The sequence below is a fragment of the Virgibacillus sp. JSM 102003 genome (assembly GCF_041949995.1).
Taxonomy (GTDB): domain Bacteria; phylum Bacillota; class Bacilli; order Bacillales; family Amphibacillaceae; genus Lentibacillus.
Map to the genome: position 1 here is coordinate 260659 of NZ_JBHFQH010000004.1, position 17414 is coordinate 278072.

Here is a 17414-nt window from a genome sequence, read left to right on the forward strand (position 1 = left end):
TTTAGCTTATAAATACCAATTTGGTCAATTACTTTGTTTTATTTATTTATTTTTATCAAAAGGGTTGTACCGCTTACATAAATTTCACTCTTTTATAACACTAATCTGTTATAGTTTTAAATTGAAACTGTATTAATTGACCGCTAAAAGCAGACGTATTGGAAAACTTAACTAAATGCTAATACTGTCGCAAATCTTACCTTTGTACCGTTTTACACGTTTTACATTTTCACTTATGCGTCGTAAACTAGTCAGCCCTTTTAATTGAACATAGATGAAAAGCCTTGAAAACGTTAGTACATCGAGCTTTTTAACATATTTGTTAATCTCGGTATGGTCAATCAATTCTTGTATTACTTTTGAATCTAATGGATGTATGTATACAGTCTTCATGGTATCATTGTCCATGATGTGCTCTTTATAATTAGGGATTTGGACAATCCTACCATACTCTAATTATAAGGTTTTTTTATAGTTTTTAGGTAATAATTCCCAATGTTGGCAAAGTTCACATAAAAAGAACCGAATCAATTTCATTCGGTTCTCCTAATTGTTACCTATTAAGTTAATCATTCTTTACTATTCTTATCACCTGTTTGTTCATTATTTTCATATTCTGCATCTATCCCAGCAGCTGTATAAAACTCTTCTTTTAATGCATTATATTCGGTAGTAAGTTCGTTAAACTTTTTATTTACCTTAATAACCTGCTGATAACTTTTATTAACCTTTTCGATATGCTTTGTTAGTGTTTTCTGCTCCAAATCTTTCTTTTGCAGCATTGTATACAAGTCTTTTTCAAGTTTCAATGTCTTGGAATAGGCTTCATATAACTGATCATAAGCATCATAACGCTTGGTCATCACGTTATACATCTCTTGCGCACTTTCTTTTGCTTTTTCTTCTTCCAGATCTTCAATCATACCATCAATTTTTGTGAACTCTTCTTTGGAAGCACTAATACTTTCCTTTTCAAGCTCTATTTTCTCTTTCCTTTTTTCAATATTTTCAATCGCCTGTTTGGAAAGTTCCTTGATTTTATCAAATTCATCCATGCCTAAATCAATAATTTGGCTATAGATCTCCTGTTCCTTCTTTTCCAATTTTACAATTGGGTCCTGTTGCTTAACAAAGGTGTCTTCTAACTCCACCGCTTTTTCCAAATGATCATAAATCTTTTCTGAGGTTGATGCCCCACTGCAAGCGGTGGCTATTACTGATATGAATAATATTAAAATTAAGAACGACTTTTTAAACACCACGCGTCAATATCCTCCTTCATTCTGAGCTGCAAATTTTATACCCTAGTATAACACATTTTTTGGACAAAATTGGGGTCAATTTCATTAATTTATACTTGTCCTATAGTAAATTTATGATGTAAAAATTCATATTATGTTAAAATATTATCATAATGAACTGTAAGGAGTGTCAATGCATGATAACTATGGATGATATAGTCAGAGAAGGCCATCCATCATTACGCGAGAGAGCAGATGAGGTTCCAGTTCCTGCTTCTGACGAGGATAAATCGTTATTAAATGAAATGCTAACCTTTTTGAAGAATAGCCAGGATGAAACAATAGCAAGCAAATATGACTTAAGGCCAGGTGTAGGATTGGCAGCACCACAATTAGCAATAAATAAGCGAATGGTTGCAATTCACTTTGAAGATTTAAAGGGAAAACTTTATAGCTATGGCTTAATAAATCCCAAAATTATCAGCCACTCTGTTGAAGAGGCATATCTAACTTCCGGTGAAGGCTGTTTATCTGTAGATAGAAATGTGGAAGGGTATGTACCCAGATATGCAAGAATTACCGTAAAAGCAACTGCGCTGGATGGAACAGAACTGAAGTTACGTTTACGGGATTATGCTGCAATAGTCTTCCAGCATGAAATTGATCATCTCAACGGTATTATGTTTTACGATCATATAAATAAAGATAATCCATTTAGAGTGACAGATAACGCCAAAGCCATTGAATAGCTTTTAATAAACAGGGACCTTTGTGTGTCCCTATTATTATCTTTTGGTATAAGAATCATTTAAAAGCTAAAAATATACATAAGGAAAACTCGTAAAAGCAATTATTAATATGGAAAAAATGAGCCTTTTTTTTAACAATTGCAGTGTTTTTATTTCAAATTTCCTCAAACAGTATTATACTGTAACTAAGAGGGTTGGATCGGTAGAACGTTTTTTGGTGCTTTTCTTAATAAACGAAAGGAGATGTAGACCTCATGTTAAAACGCCTAAAAGAAAAGCTTAAAAAGCGCTGGAAGGATTTTTTAGGCAGAGGACGTGTACCTACTACTTGTAAAAAGGACTACCACCAGAGTTAACCATCATGTATGAGAGAATTTAATAAAACAAAAGGTTTACTGCAAATAATTCCATTGTGTATTTTTTAAGCGATTGGATCGGACACACATGTGAATGCTATGAAACAGCTGTTTGCCAAGATGCCATCAGCTTATTAAGTAATGGGCAGTATTATCAAATGGATAGGAATGTATAATTACGGAATGCAATTTTTTAGACAACCTGGCTTATCGCCTAGCCTTAATGGCAAAAGACTGGTTGTACAAACGCAGTAAGAAAGTTTCTATACCTTCTTAACTGCAAAAAAAATAGAGTAAAAAAGAAGTTAGGAGAGATGAAATGATTTATAAAGTTTTTTATCAAGAATTACCAGGAGAAGTCCCTGTACGTGAACGTACACAAAGCCTATACGTTGAGGCTGATTCAGAAAAAGAGGTACGAAATAAGTTATACGATCGCAAGTATAATATAAATATTGAATTTATCCATCCACTGGACGAAGCACATTTAAAATATGAAAAACAATCCGAACATTTTAACCTGGAGACCGTCTAAGTAATGAAATTCGTAAAGAATGACCAAACAGCAGTCTTTGCATTAGGTGGATTAGGAGAAATTGGGAAAAACACATACGGTGTCCAATTTCAGGATGAAATAATTTTAATCGATGCCGGAATTAAATTTCCCGAAGATGAATTACTTGGTATTGATTATGTTATTCCGGACTACACCTACCTGATTCAAAACCAAGATAAAATTAAAGGATTATTCATAACACACGGACATGAGGACCATATCGGAGGAATTCCATACCTCTTGCGTGAAATAAATGTGCCAATTTATGCTGGAAAACTTGCGATCGGATTAATCAGAAACAAATTAGATGAACATGGCTTATTACGTAATGCCAAGTTGCATACAATTCAAGAAGAAGATGTTATTAAATTCCGTAAAACATCCATTTCCTTTTTCCATACAACCCATAGTATCCCTGATTCATATGGTATTGTAGTAAAAACCCCACCTGGAAACATTGTTCATACAGGTGACTTTAAATTTGATTTTACACCGGTTGGCGAACCTGCAAATATTGCGAAAATGGCTGAGATAGGTAAAGAAGGCGTACTTTGCTTACTCTCCGATAGTACTAACAGTGAAATACCAGGATTTACAATGTCTGAAAGCGTTGTAGCCGATAACATTAATGATATTTTCTCCAGAGCCGATGGTCGACTCATCTTTGCAACGTTTGCATCAAATATCTATCGACTTCAACAAGTGGTAGAAGCTGCTGTTAAACAGAACCGTAAAGTAGCCGTATTTGGACGGAGCATGGAAACTTCTATTCGGATCGGACAGGAGCTGGGTTATATACAGGCTCCAAAAGAAACATTTATTGAAGCTAACCAGATCAATCGCCTGCCAGCAAATGAAGTTACTATTCTTTGTACAGGTTCACAAGGTGAACCAATGGCTGCTTTATCTCGAATAGCTAATGGTACACACCGTCAAATTCAAATTATTCCTGGAGATACGGTTATCTTTTCATCATCACCAATCCCTGGAAATACAGTAAGTGTAAGCCGTACAATTAATAAACTTTATCGTGCTGGGGCCGAGGTTATTCATGGTCGACTAAGCAATATTCATACATCTGGACATGGCAGCCAGGAAGAACAGAAATTGATGCTAAGACTTATCCAGCCAAAATACTTTATGCCGATCCATGGTGAATACAGAATGTTAAAAGAACACACAAAGCTTGCTGAAGCATGTGATGTAGAGCCGGCAAACTCATTTATAATGGATACTGGTGATGTACTTGCCTTAGGTAAAGATAATGCAATGGTAGCAGGAAAAATACCATCAGGATCTATTTATGTAGATGGAAGCGGCATCGGTGATATTGGAAATATTGTATTGCGTGACCGCCGTATTCTATCGGAAGAAGGACTTGTTATGGTAGTTGTAAGTATTAATATGAAGGAATTTAAAATTGCATCAGGTCCTGACATTATCTCACGGGGATTTGTCTATATGAGAGAATCGGAAGACCTAATCAACGAGGCTCAGAAACTTGTTTCTAATCATTTAGACAAAGTAATGGAACGACGAACAACACAATGGTCCGAAATTAAGAATGAAATAACAGATACAATCGCACCATTCCTCTACGAAAAAACGAAACGCAGACCTATGGTATTACCAATTATCATGGAGATCTGATGACATTGATTATGAATTCTAACACATTTGTAAGGTATGAATATGCTAATGCACAATGTCATCCCTTTTTAACACCATGCTTCACCAACACAATCGAATCTGAATTAAAAAAAGTGGCATTAAAAGAATTCTTTTAATGCCACTTTTTATTGTTGGGAAACGATTGTAGTAAAAAGAGAGCTTCTTATCCAATTGTAACGGGTTAGTCAATTACGAGTTGCTTCTCAAATCTGGAGATGTCCTTATCTGCACCTATAACGATTAGTATGTCTTCCTCCTCCAGGATCTCATCAGCACTTGGTGAAACGTTGATATCTTTACCATGCTTGATAGCAACAACGTTACACCCATAGTTTGCCCGAATATCAAGATTAACTAACGTTTTGCCGCGCATTTTCTCACCAGCTTTTACTTCAACAATACTATGATCATCTGATAACTCCAGATAATCGAGTATATTATTCGAAATTATATTATGCGCAATTCGCTTTCCCATATCCCGTTCTGGGTGGACAACCTGATCGGCACCAATTTTATTCAATATTTTCTCGTGATAATCATTCTGCGCCTTTACAGTTATTTTCTTAATACCCAGGTCTGTTAAAACAACAGTAGTTAAGATGCTTGCCTGAATATTATCACCTATTGCGACAATAACATGATCAAGGTTTTTAATACCTAGTTCTTTTAACGTAACCTCGTCAGTAGAATCAGCTATTACAGCGTGTGAAGCAATATTTTTAAATTCGTTTACCTTATCTTCATCAACGTCAACTGCGAGTACTTGCATTCCTTCCATACTTAGTTCTCGGCAAATACTCCCACCGAAGCGACCTAAACCAATTACTGCGAATTCTCGTTTCATACTATTTCCTCCATCATTCAACGTACTTTAACTTAGTCTACCACACTACTATAGCAAGTGAAATTGATTAATGATAATTTTAGGTTCATTATTAATTTGATTTAAAAAATGTCATTTAACTGTCATAGGCAAAGGTCTTTTATCATATCAAAATGTTTTATACTATTTACATAGGGAAAACTAAACCGTTGTATTAAATCAGTTTATATATCCTTATCAACACATGCTCAGTATTGAATTTGTTCTATTATTATACTTTTTTATTCAAGGAGGATTCCATAATGGATTTTGATACGGTCTTAATGAGCAGATTGATTACCGCAATGACATTAGGATTTCATATAATATTTGCAACACTAGGCGTTGGCGTTCCCTTGATGATTTCGATTGCGGAGTTTGTCGGAGTCAAAAAGAATGATCTGCATTACAAGATGATGGCAAGACGATGGGCACGAGGGTTTGTTATTACAGTTGCAGTGGGTGTTGTAACCGGAACGGCGATAGGGTTACAATTATCGCTAGTATGGCCAAACTTCATGCAGGTTGCCGGAAATGTCATAAGCCTGCCGCTATTTATGGAAGTCTTTGCCTTTTTCTTTGAGGCTATATTTCTGGGGATGTATTTATACACTTGGGATAGGTTTAAAAAACCATTTACACATTGGTTTTTATCAATCCCCATAGTGATTGGTGGTGGGCTCTCAGCTGTATTTATAACAACCGTAAATGCCTTTATGAATACACCTGAAGGATTTGCCATGGAAGATGGCACATTTGTAGCTGTTAATCCAATTGCAGCTATGCTGAACCCAGCAACCCCATCCAAGGTTCTACATGTATTAAGCTCGGCATACCTGGCATGTGCTGCACTTCTTGCCACTATAGCTGCTTTTATAATTTTAAAGAAAAAAGCCTCAGATTACCATAAAAAGGCGCTAAAGCTGACTGTAACGGTAATGTTTATATTTGCGGCCGCAAATTTACTGACAGGGGACACCTCCGCTAAATTTCTTGCCGAACACCAGCCGGAAAAACTGGCTGCTGCTGAGTGGCATTTTGAAACAGAAAAAGGTGCCGACCTGGTAGTGTTTGGCTGGCTTAACGATGCCCACGAGATAGTGGGTGAAATTCGAATACCCAAATTTTTAAGTTTCCTTGCACATGGTGATTTCAATGCTGAGGTAACAGGGCTGGAAGAAACGCCTAAGCAAGAAAGACCCCCACTCTGGATCCATTATATGTTTGACTTAATGGTAACCATTGGTATGGGATTATTAGGAATTTCTTTTCTTTACCTTGTATTTAGTATGGTGAAAAAATGGAATGAACTGAATAAATGGTTTTTATGGTCCCTTCTGTTTAGTGGTCCTTTAGCCTTTCTAGCGATAGAGTTTGGCTGGATTTATGCGGAAGAAGGACGTCAGCCATGGATCATACGAGGCTATATGACGGTTGAGGAAGCAGCTACTTCTTCTCCCTATATAGACTTAATGTTCTTTTTGTTCCTGGGTTTATATATCGTGCTGGGTACTTTGTGTATAGTCACATTACGAAAGCTTTTTCGTAACAATCCAGCTGAGGAAGAACTCGAAAAAGAGTATCCTACCATAAAAAAGGGTGATAAATGATGAGTTATGAATTAATTGGTATTACCGTATTATGGCTATTCCTTTATGGCTATTTAATTGTCGCATCGATTGACTTTGGTGCAGGGTTCTTTGCTTATTATGCCAAAATCTCAAAAAAAGACCATATCATAAATCAATTAATCTCAAGATATTTATCGCCGGTATGGGAAGTAACCAATGTATTCTTCGTCTTTTTCTTTGTCGGTATAGTTGGATTCTTCCCGGAAACTGCTTATTATTATGGTACAGCTTTGCTAGTTCCTGGCAGTATTGCAATTATACTGCTAGCGATTCGAGGATCATTCTATGCATTTGAAAACTATGGATCAAAACAGAGCAATATTTATATGTTTTTATATGGTGCGACTGGGTTGTTAATACCTGCCTCATTATCTACAGCTTTAACGTTGTCAGAAGGTGGCTTTATTGTTGAGAAAAATGGAGAAGTATCATTGAGGTATTTAGAGCTATTTACAAGTCCATACTCATGGAGTGTGGTATTTCTTGCGATTGTGTCCGTACTTTATATCAGCGCTGCATTCTTATCATTTTATGCTGCACGCGCACATGACTACCCTGCACTAAAGCTAGTAAGAACTTATGCATTATTCTGGAGTGTCCCGACGATAATCGCCAGTTTAACAACCTTTATTGCATTAAGTCAGCATAATGAGAGACATTATGAAAAAATGCTTGATCTATGGTGGATGTTTGGCTTGTCAGTTGGATTCTTCATGCTGGCAATAGGGCTAATTTATCAAGGAAAGCGTTATGGTATTGCGTTTATAAGTGTAATGCTACAGTACCTATTTGCCTTCTTTGGCTATGGAATTGGCCATTTACCTTATATTCTTGACCCTTACATTACAATAGTTGAAGGAGCTACCCACGAATCAATGGGTATTGCCCTGGTCGCAGCATTCATCGCCGGACTCTGTTTACTGATTCCCTCACTCATTCTACTATTGCGACTGTTTTTATTTAATGCTGAATATGTTAAAGGTAAAAAATAACCTGTCTAAATTAGGAGACTTCAGCCGATATGAATACTTTAAAAGATATTGCCTTCACACAGAAAAAAAGTCTAACACTTCTGTTTTTTTCATCGGTAATTACAGGTGCGATGATCATATTACAGGCTTATTTTTTTGTTGCAGTTATCGACGGAGTTTTCCTGAAAGAAATGTCTTTTTCTGAAGTCCTTCCTATGCTGGGAGGACTGCTTCTGGCTCTGTTGGCTAGAACGGTAGTGACTTATATAAGCGGTCGTGAGGGAGTTAAAATGGCAGCAAAAGCGAAGGTAGGTTTTCGAAAGAAACTTTTAAGTAAATTTTCAGGAAATCCTGTACAGAATTCATTACAAGGACAATCAGGACAAAAAGTAAGTGTCATGATGGATGCTGTTGATGAAATAGACAGCTATTTCAGTCACTACCTCCCTCAGGTTATTCAAACAGCTTTTATACCACTACTGATTCTTGTTGTAGCTTTCACACAGCATGTAAACACCGGTATCATATTAATAATTACTGCACCATTCATACCTCTCTTTATGATTATTATTGGGATACAAACAAAAAAGAAATCGGAAGAGCAGTTAGATAAGCTTGCATCCTTTTCCGGAAAGTTCCTGGATACGTTACAAGGGCTTACCACTCTGAAATTATTCAGTCGGGCAATTCAGCAAAGGGAAGCTATCAGGAAAAGCAGTCTGGGGTTCAGGGACGCTACAATGGAAATACTGAAGATTGCTTTCACCTCTTCCTTTATGTTAGAACTGATCTCCATGCTGAGTATTGGCATTATAGCACTGGAACTAGCGATTCAACTCATAATTTATAAAAGCATTTCTTTCTTTACTGCATTTTTTATATTAGTGCTGGTTCCAGAGTTCTATACATCACTTAAGGAGTTAGGCAGCAGCTTTCATAACAGCCGCAGCAGTATGGGGGCAGCTAATAAAGTAGCAGTTGAATTAGAGGATACAGAACAGACTATTCCATGGGGAAATAAAACGTTATCAGAGGATTCTCCCCCATCCATTTCGCTTCAAAAAGCGAGTTACAGTTATGGAGAAAATCAGTTTTCTTTAATTACTATAGATACAATAATTCAACCTTATAATCAAATAGCGATTGTTGGTCAGACTGGTTCTGGAAAATCAACCCTTTTACATTTAGTTGCAGGACTAATTACTCCTTCAAAAGGAAAAGTAGTCATAAATGATACTAATTTGATGACTGATTACAAGGAACAGGAATGGTTTAATCATTTAAGTTATATTTCCCAGCATCCCTATATTTTTTCAGGTTCTATTGCAGACAACATTGCTATTGGTGGGAATACTGATGCATCACGTAAAACTATCGAACAAGCTGCTGAAAAAGCTGGGATCGCCGAAATGATACATTCACTTGAAAATGGTTATGACACACAGGTCGGTGAAGCAGGCAGAGGTCTGTCGGGTGGAGAAAAACAAAGAGTTGCCATTGCACGGGCATTTTTGAAAAATCCATCAATCATCCTATTTGATGAACCCACAACAGGGTTAGATTTATACACAGAAAAAATTCTGCAAAAATCTATTAATGAGTTATCGCAAAATTCAACAGTTATAACGGTTGCACACCGCCTTCATACTATCAAGGAAGCTGACAAGATTCTTTTCTTGGAAAACGGAAGGTTAATTGCCCAGGGAACTCATAAGGAACTTATTGAAACTGTCACAGCCTATCGTAATATGGTATCTATCCAGCAGGGAGGGACTCCAGAATGAGAGATTTAACACTTGTTGTTAGGTTAATGATGATTGAAAAAAAAGACATTCTCTATTCAATTATTTTTGGCTTTATAGCTGGTATTGCGGCTGTTGGTCTCTTTGCTGCCAGCGGATATCTAATTTCCAAGGCAGCCCTGGCACCTCCTTTATATGCCCTAATTATTCTCACATCTACGGTCAAGCTGCTTGGATTTACGAAAGCAATAAGCCGCTATGCTGAAAGATATTTTTCTCATCGGGCAACATTTACGATCTTAAGTAACCTCCGTGTCTCTTTTTTCGAGAAACTCGAGCCCCTAGCTCCAGGAATTTTTCAAAAATATCGCAGCGGTGATCTCCTTTCTAGAATTGTTGGAGACGTCGAAAGTCTGCAGAATTTCTTTTTAAGGGTTTTTTACCCACCGATTGTTTTAGTTATCGTCTTTCTATGTACAATCTTATTCACGTCATTCGTTTCCATTTATGTAGCACTTGTATTACTGATAGGTCTCCTATTAACAGCTTTTGTCATCCCTGCATTGTTTGCTGTGCGGCAAGCTAAGATTGACAGTCGTGTGCGGGAAGGAAGAGGAAACTTAACAACAGATGTTACGGAATTTCTTCATGGTTTTCGTGATTTAAAGATATACCAGAAGCTTCATGAAAAAGAAGAGAATCTATTGCAATCGTCTGATGCTTATATAAAAGAGCAAGAACGTGAAAACATCAACACGCTATATAGTCAATCCATAAACACATTTGTAGCGCTGTTTATATCCTGGCTGGTACTAGCATTAGGTGCCTTTTTAGTCGTAGACGGCCAATTGGATGGTATCTACCTGGCAATGCTTATTATGATTTCCCTTACCGTTTTTGAAGATGCTTCACCGATGGCGGTTTTCCCTATCCATATACAAGACAGTAAACAGGCAGCAACACGCCTATTTTCTGTCGTTGACTGGGATAGCAACAGCGAAGTAAAACAAGATAATGCAGAACAATTACAGGAAAGCACGTCACATTCCATCAAAATGAATGATGTTTCCTTTTCATTTCCGGAAGAAACCAGACCAGCCCTGGAAGAAATTTATTTAAAGCTGCCAGAATGCTCAAAGACTGCTATTGTTGGACCAAGTGGTTCCGGTAAATCAACATTACTGCAGCTGCTGCTGAAAATAAGTCCAGTTAATCAAGGAGATATTTATTTAGATGGTGTCTCGATCAATCAAATAAATCAACAGGCAATTTGGAAAAATACTAAAGTTGTTCTACAGGAAAATCATTTTTTCTATGGTACAATACGATCTAACTTGCAGCTTGCTAAAGATGGATTGACTGACACAGAAATGAAAACTGCTTTAGAATCTGTAGTGCTTGATCACTTCTCCTTAGAAGATCAAGTATATGAAAAAGGTGAAAATCTCTCTGGCGGAGAAAAGCAGAGACTTGCAATCGCCAGGGCAATGCTGAAAGATGGGCATTTATGGTTACTGGATGAACCAACATCGTCTATAGACGCAATAACAGAACAATCCATTTATGAAAATATTTTCAAACAAGCTAAAAATGACACGCTTGTTCTTATCAGTCATCGCTTAACAAACTTGGAAAATATGGATCAAGTTATTGTAATGGAACACGGGACTATAATAGAATCCGGCACATTTAATGAATTAATGCAGCAAAAAGGATACTTGTATAAAATGAAAGAGATCGAGAAAGAATTGCTTTAAATCATGCGATTATCGTGAGTTTTTTGATTTTTAAGCTTAGTAGCTGATATAAACACATTTGGATATCTAAGTAGTAACATTGGTAACGAAGAAATCACTATTGACTACATGTTAAATGATAGAAAGTAAAACCAACAACTGCTAATGTAAGAATCAAAGCTATAGAGTATTTTTACGTACTGGTAGAAAGGGATTGGATTTAACATTACTATTGTATTGAAGTGAGGTGTAGAGTATAGATGGAGCTAACTGATCGAATGATAGACGTTCTTGAAGATTTGTATTCCAATGAAAAACAATTAGATAAGATTGTAGCATTATTAACAAAAATTGACAAAAATGGTGGACCACGTTTTATTGAAACACCAGTTGTAGAATTAGAGAAGACAATAATTCAATCAATGGGAGGCACTGATCATCAACGGTTTTACTTTTTAGAAACAGGTACTGAATTAGATCCATTTTTTGATTTCCGTAATGGGAAAATAGATAAAGATGAATTTCGCAGACAACTTAAAATGGGGGTTGACTTTGATCTTAAACTTGAATGAGTTGTTTTGAAAGTTCATTTTCAATGGTTGGATCTAATGCGTAGATGATATATACTGCGAACTAACATGGAAAAATGGTTGAGTGCTATGACACCGCTTCGGAAATACACTTCGCGCACCTAGGGCGGCTGATGAGCCTCCTTGCTCCTACGTCGCTGCGTAGTCTCATCTAGGCCTCAGCTCCCACAGGAGTCTCCGTGTATTTCCTGCGCTGTTGACTCGAGTAGGAATCGCTATAGAATAATTATGTGACAGCACTACCCTAGTCCGGGTGAGCGGAGGGGGGTGACTCCTGCGGGAAAAGCAACAGCTGAAGATCCCGCAGGAAGCGGTTTTGGCTTCCGAGGAAGCTGAAGCGTTGCCCGCGGAAAGCATCCGCCCGGAGCGACCCCGGATGGCGCCGTGAGAGTTTATAGAGATTATTCTGGCAGTTAGTTCGCAGTTTATATCTAATCTGCAACATTAGAAAACTAGGCATTCACCAAACCTTTTGGTGAATGCCTTAGTTGCACTTATCCAGTAAGAAGGTAGTTATACTTTCTTACTGCAAAAATCCGAACTAATTCGAATTCTATCTTAAGAATTTGAATCATAGTTCGGATTTTACTTTGACTTAATACTTTTGTCACAGTTGCATTTGTTTAAATTGCATCGAGCATTTGAAATTGTGATTTCACAAGATCAAAATATTCCCCTTCCTGCTTCATTAACTCATCATGACTGCCATTCTCAAGTACTTTTCCATTTTCCAAAACAAAAATGTTATCAGATTCTCTGATTGTCGATAAACGATGGGCAATAATGATTGCAGTCCTTCCCTTCAGTAATCGCTTGAGAGCTTCCTGAATTTTCATTTCTGTTTCCGTATCAATACTTGCTGTTGCCTCATCCAAAATTAATATTCTCGGATCAGCAAGAAGTGCCCTTGCAAAGGACAGCAATTGCCGCTCACCTGCTGATAATACATTTCCTCGTTCCTCTACTTCTGTTTCGTACCCGTATGCAAGTCGCTGAATAAATTCATCAGCACCAACGACCTTTGCAGCTTCGATTACTGCTTCATCCGATGCATCAGGTTGACCAAACCGAATATTTTCCATAATCGTACCTGAGAAGATAAATGTATCCTGTAAGACAACACTGATTTGCTGGCGCAAGCTGTCTAGCTTTACGTCTCGTAAATCGTGTCCATCGATTTTAACAGTTCCTTGCGTTGGGTCATAAAAACGGCTGATTAAATTAGATATGGTAGACTTACCGCTTCCAGTATGCCCCACTAGAGCAATATTTTGACCCTGTTTGATATCTAATGAAATCTCATGTAGTGCGATACGGTCGTTATCGTAAGAAAATTGGACCCGGTCAAATTCAATTCGGCCTTTCATATTCGTCAATTCAATACTATCTTCTTTTTCTTTAACATTTGGCTTTTCATCCAGAAATTCAAAAATACGTTCTGACGAAGACATAGCCATTAAAAGCTGATTATACATTTGACCTAATCTCGAGATTGGTTCCCAGAACATTCCTAAATAAAAGGCAAACGTTACAAATGTACCAATTTCTATTCCACCATTCGCCTCACCTAATAAAATCAGATGGGAGCCATAAGCAATCAGGATAATTGTTCCAATCGCATTGCTCATTTCAACAAACGGGCGAAACATGGCACTTCTTTTCGTTGCAACACGCCAGCTCTCGAAACTATCTGTATTGATACCCTCAAAGAATGCTGCGTTTTCTTTTTCCTGTGAAAAAGATTGCGTAATACGAACACCTTGAATGCTTTCATTTAAATGAGAATTTAATCGTGATTGCTGTATACGTACATCCTGCCATGAACGACGAATACTTCTCCTAAGTTTTGTCGAAATATAAAACATAATCGGCAAAATTATCATTACCGCTAGTGCCAGCTTGGGACTGAACGTAAACAGAATTACAATCATCCCCGTTAGAGTAACAACATCCATTAATAGATTTATAATTCCATTTGTAAATAACTCTTGCAGCGAATTGATATCATTCATAATTCGAACTAAAATAGATCCTGCTGAACGTGAATCGAAAAAACGGTGTGACAGACGCTGAACATGAGAAAACAAATGCTGTCGTATGTCATATATAACATTCTGCCCTAATATATTAACCCACTTAATCCGGTAAACATTTCCAACATAACTTATTAAATACAATACTCCAATCCCTATTACAAGATAGGTAAGCATTGTTGAATCCTTATTGGCTATTGCTACATCGATTGCAACTTTACCGATTAAAATTGGTACTATTAAGCGTACAGCGGTAGAAACCAGCATCGCTATCATAGCACCCGGTAAATATGTTTTTGAATATGGTTTTAAATAAGCAAGTAAACGCCACATTTGCTGCCAGTTAAACGGCTTTTCAACTGCCTGATCGACTGTATAATAAAAACGCTTCAGGTGACGATTTTCTTTTGGTACCTTTCTTTCTTTTGCCATTTTATGTCCCCCCTTTTATGTTGCAGTATTCATTATTGCTTCACGATCCTGGTACTGAATATCGTAAACTCGCTGGTACGGTCCATTATTTTTCACTAAGGTTTCATGGGTACCACGTTCGACTATTTCACCATGTTCAAGCACCAGAATTTCATCAGCGTGTTTCAGAGATGAAATGCGATGTGCAATGATAAAGGTGGTTCTGCCCTTCATTACTTCTTTTAGTGCTTTCTGGATTTTGAATTCAGTTTCCATATCTACAGCAGATGTTGCATCATCGAGCACCAATATACTAGGGTTGATGCAAATTGCCCGAGCAATAGCTATACGCTGTTTCTGACCACCCGACAAGCCCATTCCTCGTTCACCAAGCATCGTTCCATATCCCTCTGGCATCTCCATGATAAAATCATGCGCTTGTGCCCTTTTGGCTGCGTCAATTACTTGTTCATCCGATACATCAGGTGAACCGTAGGCGATATTCTCTCTAATTGAAGTTGAGAATAAGAAGGACTCCTGTAAAACAAAACCTATATGTTTTCGCAACGTCTTAATCTTATAATTGTCGACAGGACGGTTATCAATCAGCACGTCACCTTTTTCCGGTTCATAAAAACGTGTGATTAACTGTGTGATACTCGTTTTACCAGAACCTGTAGAACCAACAAGACCAACTACTTTTCCTGGAGGTGCATCAAATGTGATATTTTCGAGTGCTGTATCATCGTCTTTTGTATACGTTAATGTGACGTCATTAAATGTTACATGACCGTTGATTGGTGTATCTATCGCATTATCCTTCTCGACAATGTCTTCTTCTGCCTCCAGAATTTCCAACAGACGTTCACCAGAAGCCTTAGCTTGGGAAAACTGGTTAATGACAAATCCCAAGTTCATAAGTGGCCCTAGAATATACCAGACTAGACTGAAAAATGCTACTAATTCTCCAAGTTCCAGCTGATTATTGATAACTAGATAACCACCAAATGCTAATAATGCAACCGCACAGACATTTCCAATGAACTCCATAAGCGGCATAAACTTTGCCCATATTTTTGCAGTAGTTAAAAAGTTCTGCTTATAGTTGTCATTACTGCTGGAAAACCTTCCTATTTCAAAGTTCTCCCTCGATAAAGATTTAACTGTATTCATGCCGCTAATATTTTCCTGGACACGCGTATTCAATCGACCGAACGATTTTCTGATCCCCCTAAATGCCGGATGTACACGTTTATCAAATCGGAATACTACTATTGCCAATAACGGCATAGCAGCCATCGTTACCAAGGCAAGTGGAATAGAATAGTAGAACATAACACTTAAACTGAACAGGATGAGTAATGTAATTCGAATTAATTCTGAAAATCCAAACGAAAGAAAAAAACGAAACATCTCAACATCTGCGGTTAACCGTGACATTAAGTCACCAGTTTTTGCATTATCATAATATTTAAATGATAGTACTTGAAGCTTTTCATATAATGCTTCCCTGATTTCATAAACGGACCTGATGCCAAAAAATTCTCCAAGGTATTGATGATAATAAGTTGAAAATCCTTTAAATACCATAATTAGGAAAAATGCAACTGTAATATAAGGTATTAATGAATACCTGCCCGCTCTCATTACTTCATCAATCGTTATCTGCAACATTATTGGGTATACAACAGTAATAGCTGCCACAAATAATAAGAAAACTAATGAAGTAAAGAAAAACCTTTTGTATGGCCAATAAAAATGCTTTAACTTTTTAAAAGTATCCAATGTTTTCCCTCCCCCTGATGTTTATACGCATTATCTAATATAACGGGTTCCGAAATAAATTTCCACTCCTTTTGCTTAATTTTTTTAACTTTTTTATTTATTAGAAAAGGTAAAATCAGCAGGTATAAATTATATAACGCTCAGATGGATTCTGAACGGGAGCACTTCAAGGTGCACAACAGTAATTCATAAATTAAATCTCATCTATTATCACATAATTTACACCGTTAAATTCACAGGAACAAAAGCGCAAGCGCCTGTTCAACGCCGTATGGACTGTGCCAAGCGCTGCGGGTAGTTCGACTTTGCCACAGGATGTGGTGATTTTAGTCGAACATCCTTTATTTCTTATCGTAGACACGGGGAAGGAAGTCCACTAGGCGCTAGGCGCTGGTCGGTGAGAACGCCACGTCCTGTAGTGTCATCGGCACTAGTACGTCCTGTACGTCGGAGCTGGACGTCGCTGATTCTGATGTCCAATTATCCACAGCGTAAAAAAATGGATTGGAATTTCTCCAAGCCATTTTTTTAATTCTCTTATTAATCTACAGCACCAAATCGTTTACTTGAATTTATTCACTAGATGAGCGGTTGTCCATGGATTTGACGGATCCTCATTCACTAGCCTTGCAAATGTATTAACAAGTGATAAGTAGGTTGTGGATATTTAAGAGGATTTTCTAATTTTATGGGGTGTGTAAAAATTTTCCAGTTGGATTTTATCTCTGAAAACAAAAAACTCAATAGGGTCAGTAAATCCGCCCGTGTTATCCAAAAAATGGTAAATTTATTTAAAGTATTTCGCTGTTTTAGAACGTTTTTCTCCTATTGGCTTTACGACTGCAACTCCAGCATCGTTCTGCTTTACCGGACTTCGTGGGAGATGGCTTTTTTGCCTTCCCTTCGATTTTCTTTTTGGCTTTCGGTGTATAGCTTTCCAGAATGCTTTCCAAGATCGTTCGGCATAAATGCGGAGAAGCTCCAATGTTTGCCAAGCACTTTTTTTGGTTTCCTCTGTGATTTGGACATATAAAGCCAGACAATACGCTGTCATGGCAAAAAATATTTGATTCCAAATAC

At 37.3% G+C, this 17414-nt stretch carries 13 protein-coding genes and 1 pseudogene; 8 read left to right on the plus strand and 6 right to left on the minus strand.

Translation table 11 applies throughout. From position 1 onward, the window contains the following. Window positions 1–171: 171 nt before the first annotated feature. The gene (locus tag ACE1TG_RS06685) at window positions 172–408 is read right to left on the minus strand and encodes a DUF4372 domain-containing protein (RefSeq protein WP_375051582.1); all 237 of its coding nucleotides are present in this window, start codon (window positions 406–408) and stop codon (window positions 172–174) included. 161 nt (window positions 409–569) lie between these two features. Further along, complete coding sequence (locus tag ACE1TG_RS06690; RefSeq protein ID WP_375051583.1) at window positions 570–1262, minus strand: YkyA family protein; 693 nt, start codon at window positions 1260–1262, stop codon at window positions 570–572. 176 nt (window positions 1263–1438) lie between these two features. Between ACE1TG_RS06690 and def the strand changes: the two genes are divergently transcribed. The 3 genes from def to rnjA all read left to right on the plus strand — a co-directional run bounded on the left by def (window position 1439) and on the right by rnjA (window position 4552). Then, entirely contained in the window at window positions 1439–1990 is a 552-nt protein-coding gene (def, locus tag ACE1TG_RS06695; protein ID WP_375051584.1) for a peptide deformylase, read from the plus strand. Between the two features lie 675 nt (window positions 1991–2665). Further along, entirely contained in the window at window positions 2666–2881 is a 216-nt protein-coding gene (locus ACE1TG_RS06700) for a DNA-dependent RNA polymerase subunit epsilon (protein WP_375051585.1), read from the plus strand. A 3-nt stretch (window positions 2882–2884) separates the two neighbouring features. Beyond that, window positions 2885–4552: a ribonuclease J1 gene (gene rnjA, locus ACE1TG_RS06705; RefSeq protein WP_375051586.1), complete on the plus strand. Its 1668-nt coding sequence runs from the start codon at window positions 2885–2887 to the stop codon at window positions 4550–4552. A gap of 202 nt (window positions 4553–4754) precedes the next feature. Here the strand turns inward: rnjA and ACE1TG_RS06710 are convergent, their stop codons facing one another. Further along, a complete protein-coding gene (locus ACE1TG_RS06710) occupies window positions 4755–5417 on the minus strand; it encodes a potassium channel family protein (protein WP_375051587.1) in 663 nt (220 codons plus the stop codon). Window positions 5418–5698: 281 nt separating this feature from the next. On the opposite strand from ACE1TG_RS06710, the gene ACE1TG_RS06715 reads away from it, so the two are divergent. The 5 genes from ACE1TG_RS06715 (at window position 5699) to ACE1TG_RS06735 (ending at window position 12087) form a co-directional block, all read left to right on the plus strand. After that, window positions 5699–7045 (plus strand): cytochrome ubiquinol oxidase subunit I, encoded by a 1347-nt coding sequence (locus ACE1TG_RS06715; protein WP_375051588.1) that lies wholly within the window; start codon window positions 5699–5701, stop codon window positions 7043–7045. Beyond that, complete coding sequence (locus tag ACE1TG_RS06720; protein ID WP_375051589.1) at window positions 7045–8058, plus strand: cytochrome d ubiquinol oxidase subunit II; 1014 nt, start codon at window positions 7045–7047, stop codon at window positions 8056–8058. The genes ACE1TG_RS06715 and ACE1TG_RS06720 overlap by 1 nt, the downstream gene beginning before the upstream one ends. A gap of 29 nt (window positions 8059–8087) precedes the next feature. Continuing rightward, complete coding sequence (gene cydD / locus ACE1TG_RS06725) at window positions 8088–9821, plus strand: thiol reductant ABC exporter subunit CydD (protein WP_375051590.1); 1734 nt, start codon at window positions 8088–8090, stop codon at window positions 9819–9821. Beyond that, window positions 9818–11536 (plus strand): thiol reductant ABC exporter subunit CydC, encoded by a 1719-nt coding sequence (cydC, locus tag ACE1TG_RS06730; RefSeq protein WP_375051591.1) that lies wholly within the window; start codon window positions 9818–9820, stop codon window positions 11534–11536. The genes cydD and cydC overlap by 4 nt, the downstream gene beginning before the upstream one ends. 239 nt (window positions 11537–11775) lie before the next feature. After that, on the plus strand, window positions 11776–12087 hold the full coding sequence (locus ACE1TG_RS06735; protein WP_375051592.1) for a hypothetical protein: 312 nt from the start codon (window positions 11776–11778) through the stop codon (window positions 12085–12087). 641 nt (window positions 12088–12728) lie between these two features. On the opposite strand, the gene ACE1TG_RS06740 is transcribed toward ACE1TG_RS06735, so the two are convergent. The 3 genes and pseudogenes from ACE1TG_RS06740 to ACE1TG_RS06750 form a co-directional block, all read right to left on the minus strand. Then, the gene (locus tag ACE1TG_RS06740; RefSeq protein ID WP_375051593.1) at window positions 12729–14570 is read right to left on the minus strand and encodes an ABC transporter ATP-binding protein; all 1842 of its coding nucleotides are present in this window, start codon (window positions 14568–14570) and stop codon (window positions 12729–12731) included. A 15-nt stretch (window positions 14571–14585) separates the two neighbouring features. Then, window positions 14586–16334 (minus strand): ABC transporter ATP-binding protein, encoded by a 1749-nt coding sequence (locus ACE1TG_RS06745; RefSeq protein ID WP_375051594.1) that lies wholly within the window; start codon window positions 16332–16334, stop codon window positions 14586–14588. Between the two features lie 787 nt (window positions 16335–17121). Beyond that, window positions 17122–17414, minus strand: a pseudogene (locus tag ACE1TG_RS06750) (IS4 family transposase); the annotation flags it as partial.

Coding starts and splice junctions, on each gene's coding strand:
- ACE1TG_RS06685 (WP_375051582.1), bottom strand. CDS start 408: ATGGACAATGATACCATGAAGACTGTATACATACATCCATTAGATTCA.
- def (WP_375051584.1), top strand. CDS start 1,439: ATGATAACTATGGATGATATAGTCAGAGAAGGCCATCCATCATTACGC.
- ACE1TG_RS06700 (WP_375051585.1), top strand. CDS start 2,666: ATGATTTATAAAGTTTTTTATCAAGAATTACCAGGAGAAGTCCCTGTA.
- rnjA (WP_375051586.1), top strand. CDS start 2,885: ATGAAATTCGTAAAGAATGACCAAACAGCAGTCTTTGCATTAGGTGGA.
- ACE1TG_RS06710 (WP_375051587.1), bottom strand. CDS start 5,417: ATGAAACGAGAATTCGCAGTAATTGGTTTAGGTCGCTTCGGTGGGAGT.
- ACE1TG_RS06715 (WP_375051588.1), top strand. CDS start 5,699: ATGGATTTTGATACGGTCTTAATGAGCAGATTGATTACCGCAATGACA.
- ACE1TG_RS06720 (WP_375051589.1), top strand. CDS start 7,045: ATGAGTTATGAATTAATTGGTATTACCGTATTATGGCTATTCCTTTAT.
- cydD (WP_375051590.1), top strand. CDS start 8,088: ATGAATACTTTAAAAGATATTGCCTTCACACAGAAAAAAAGTCTAACA.
- cydC (WP_375051591.1), top strand. CDS start 9,818: ATGAGAGATTTAACACTTGTTGTTAGGTTAATGATGATTGAAAAAAAA.
- ACE1TG_RS06735 (WP_375051592.1), top strand. CDS start 11,776: ATGGAGCTAACTGATCGAATGATAGACGTTCTTGAAGATTTGTATTCC.
- ACE1TG_RS06740 (WP_375051593.1), bottom strand. CDS start 14,570: ATGGCAAAAGAAAGAAAGGTACCAAAAGAAAATCGTCACCTGAAGCGT.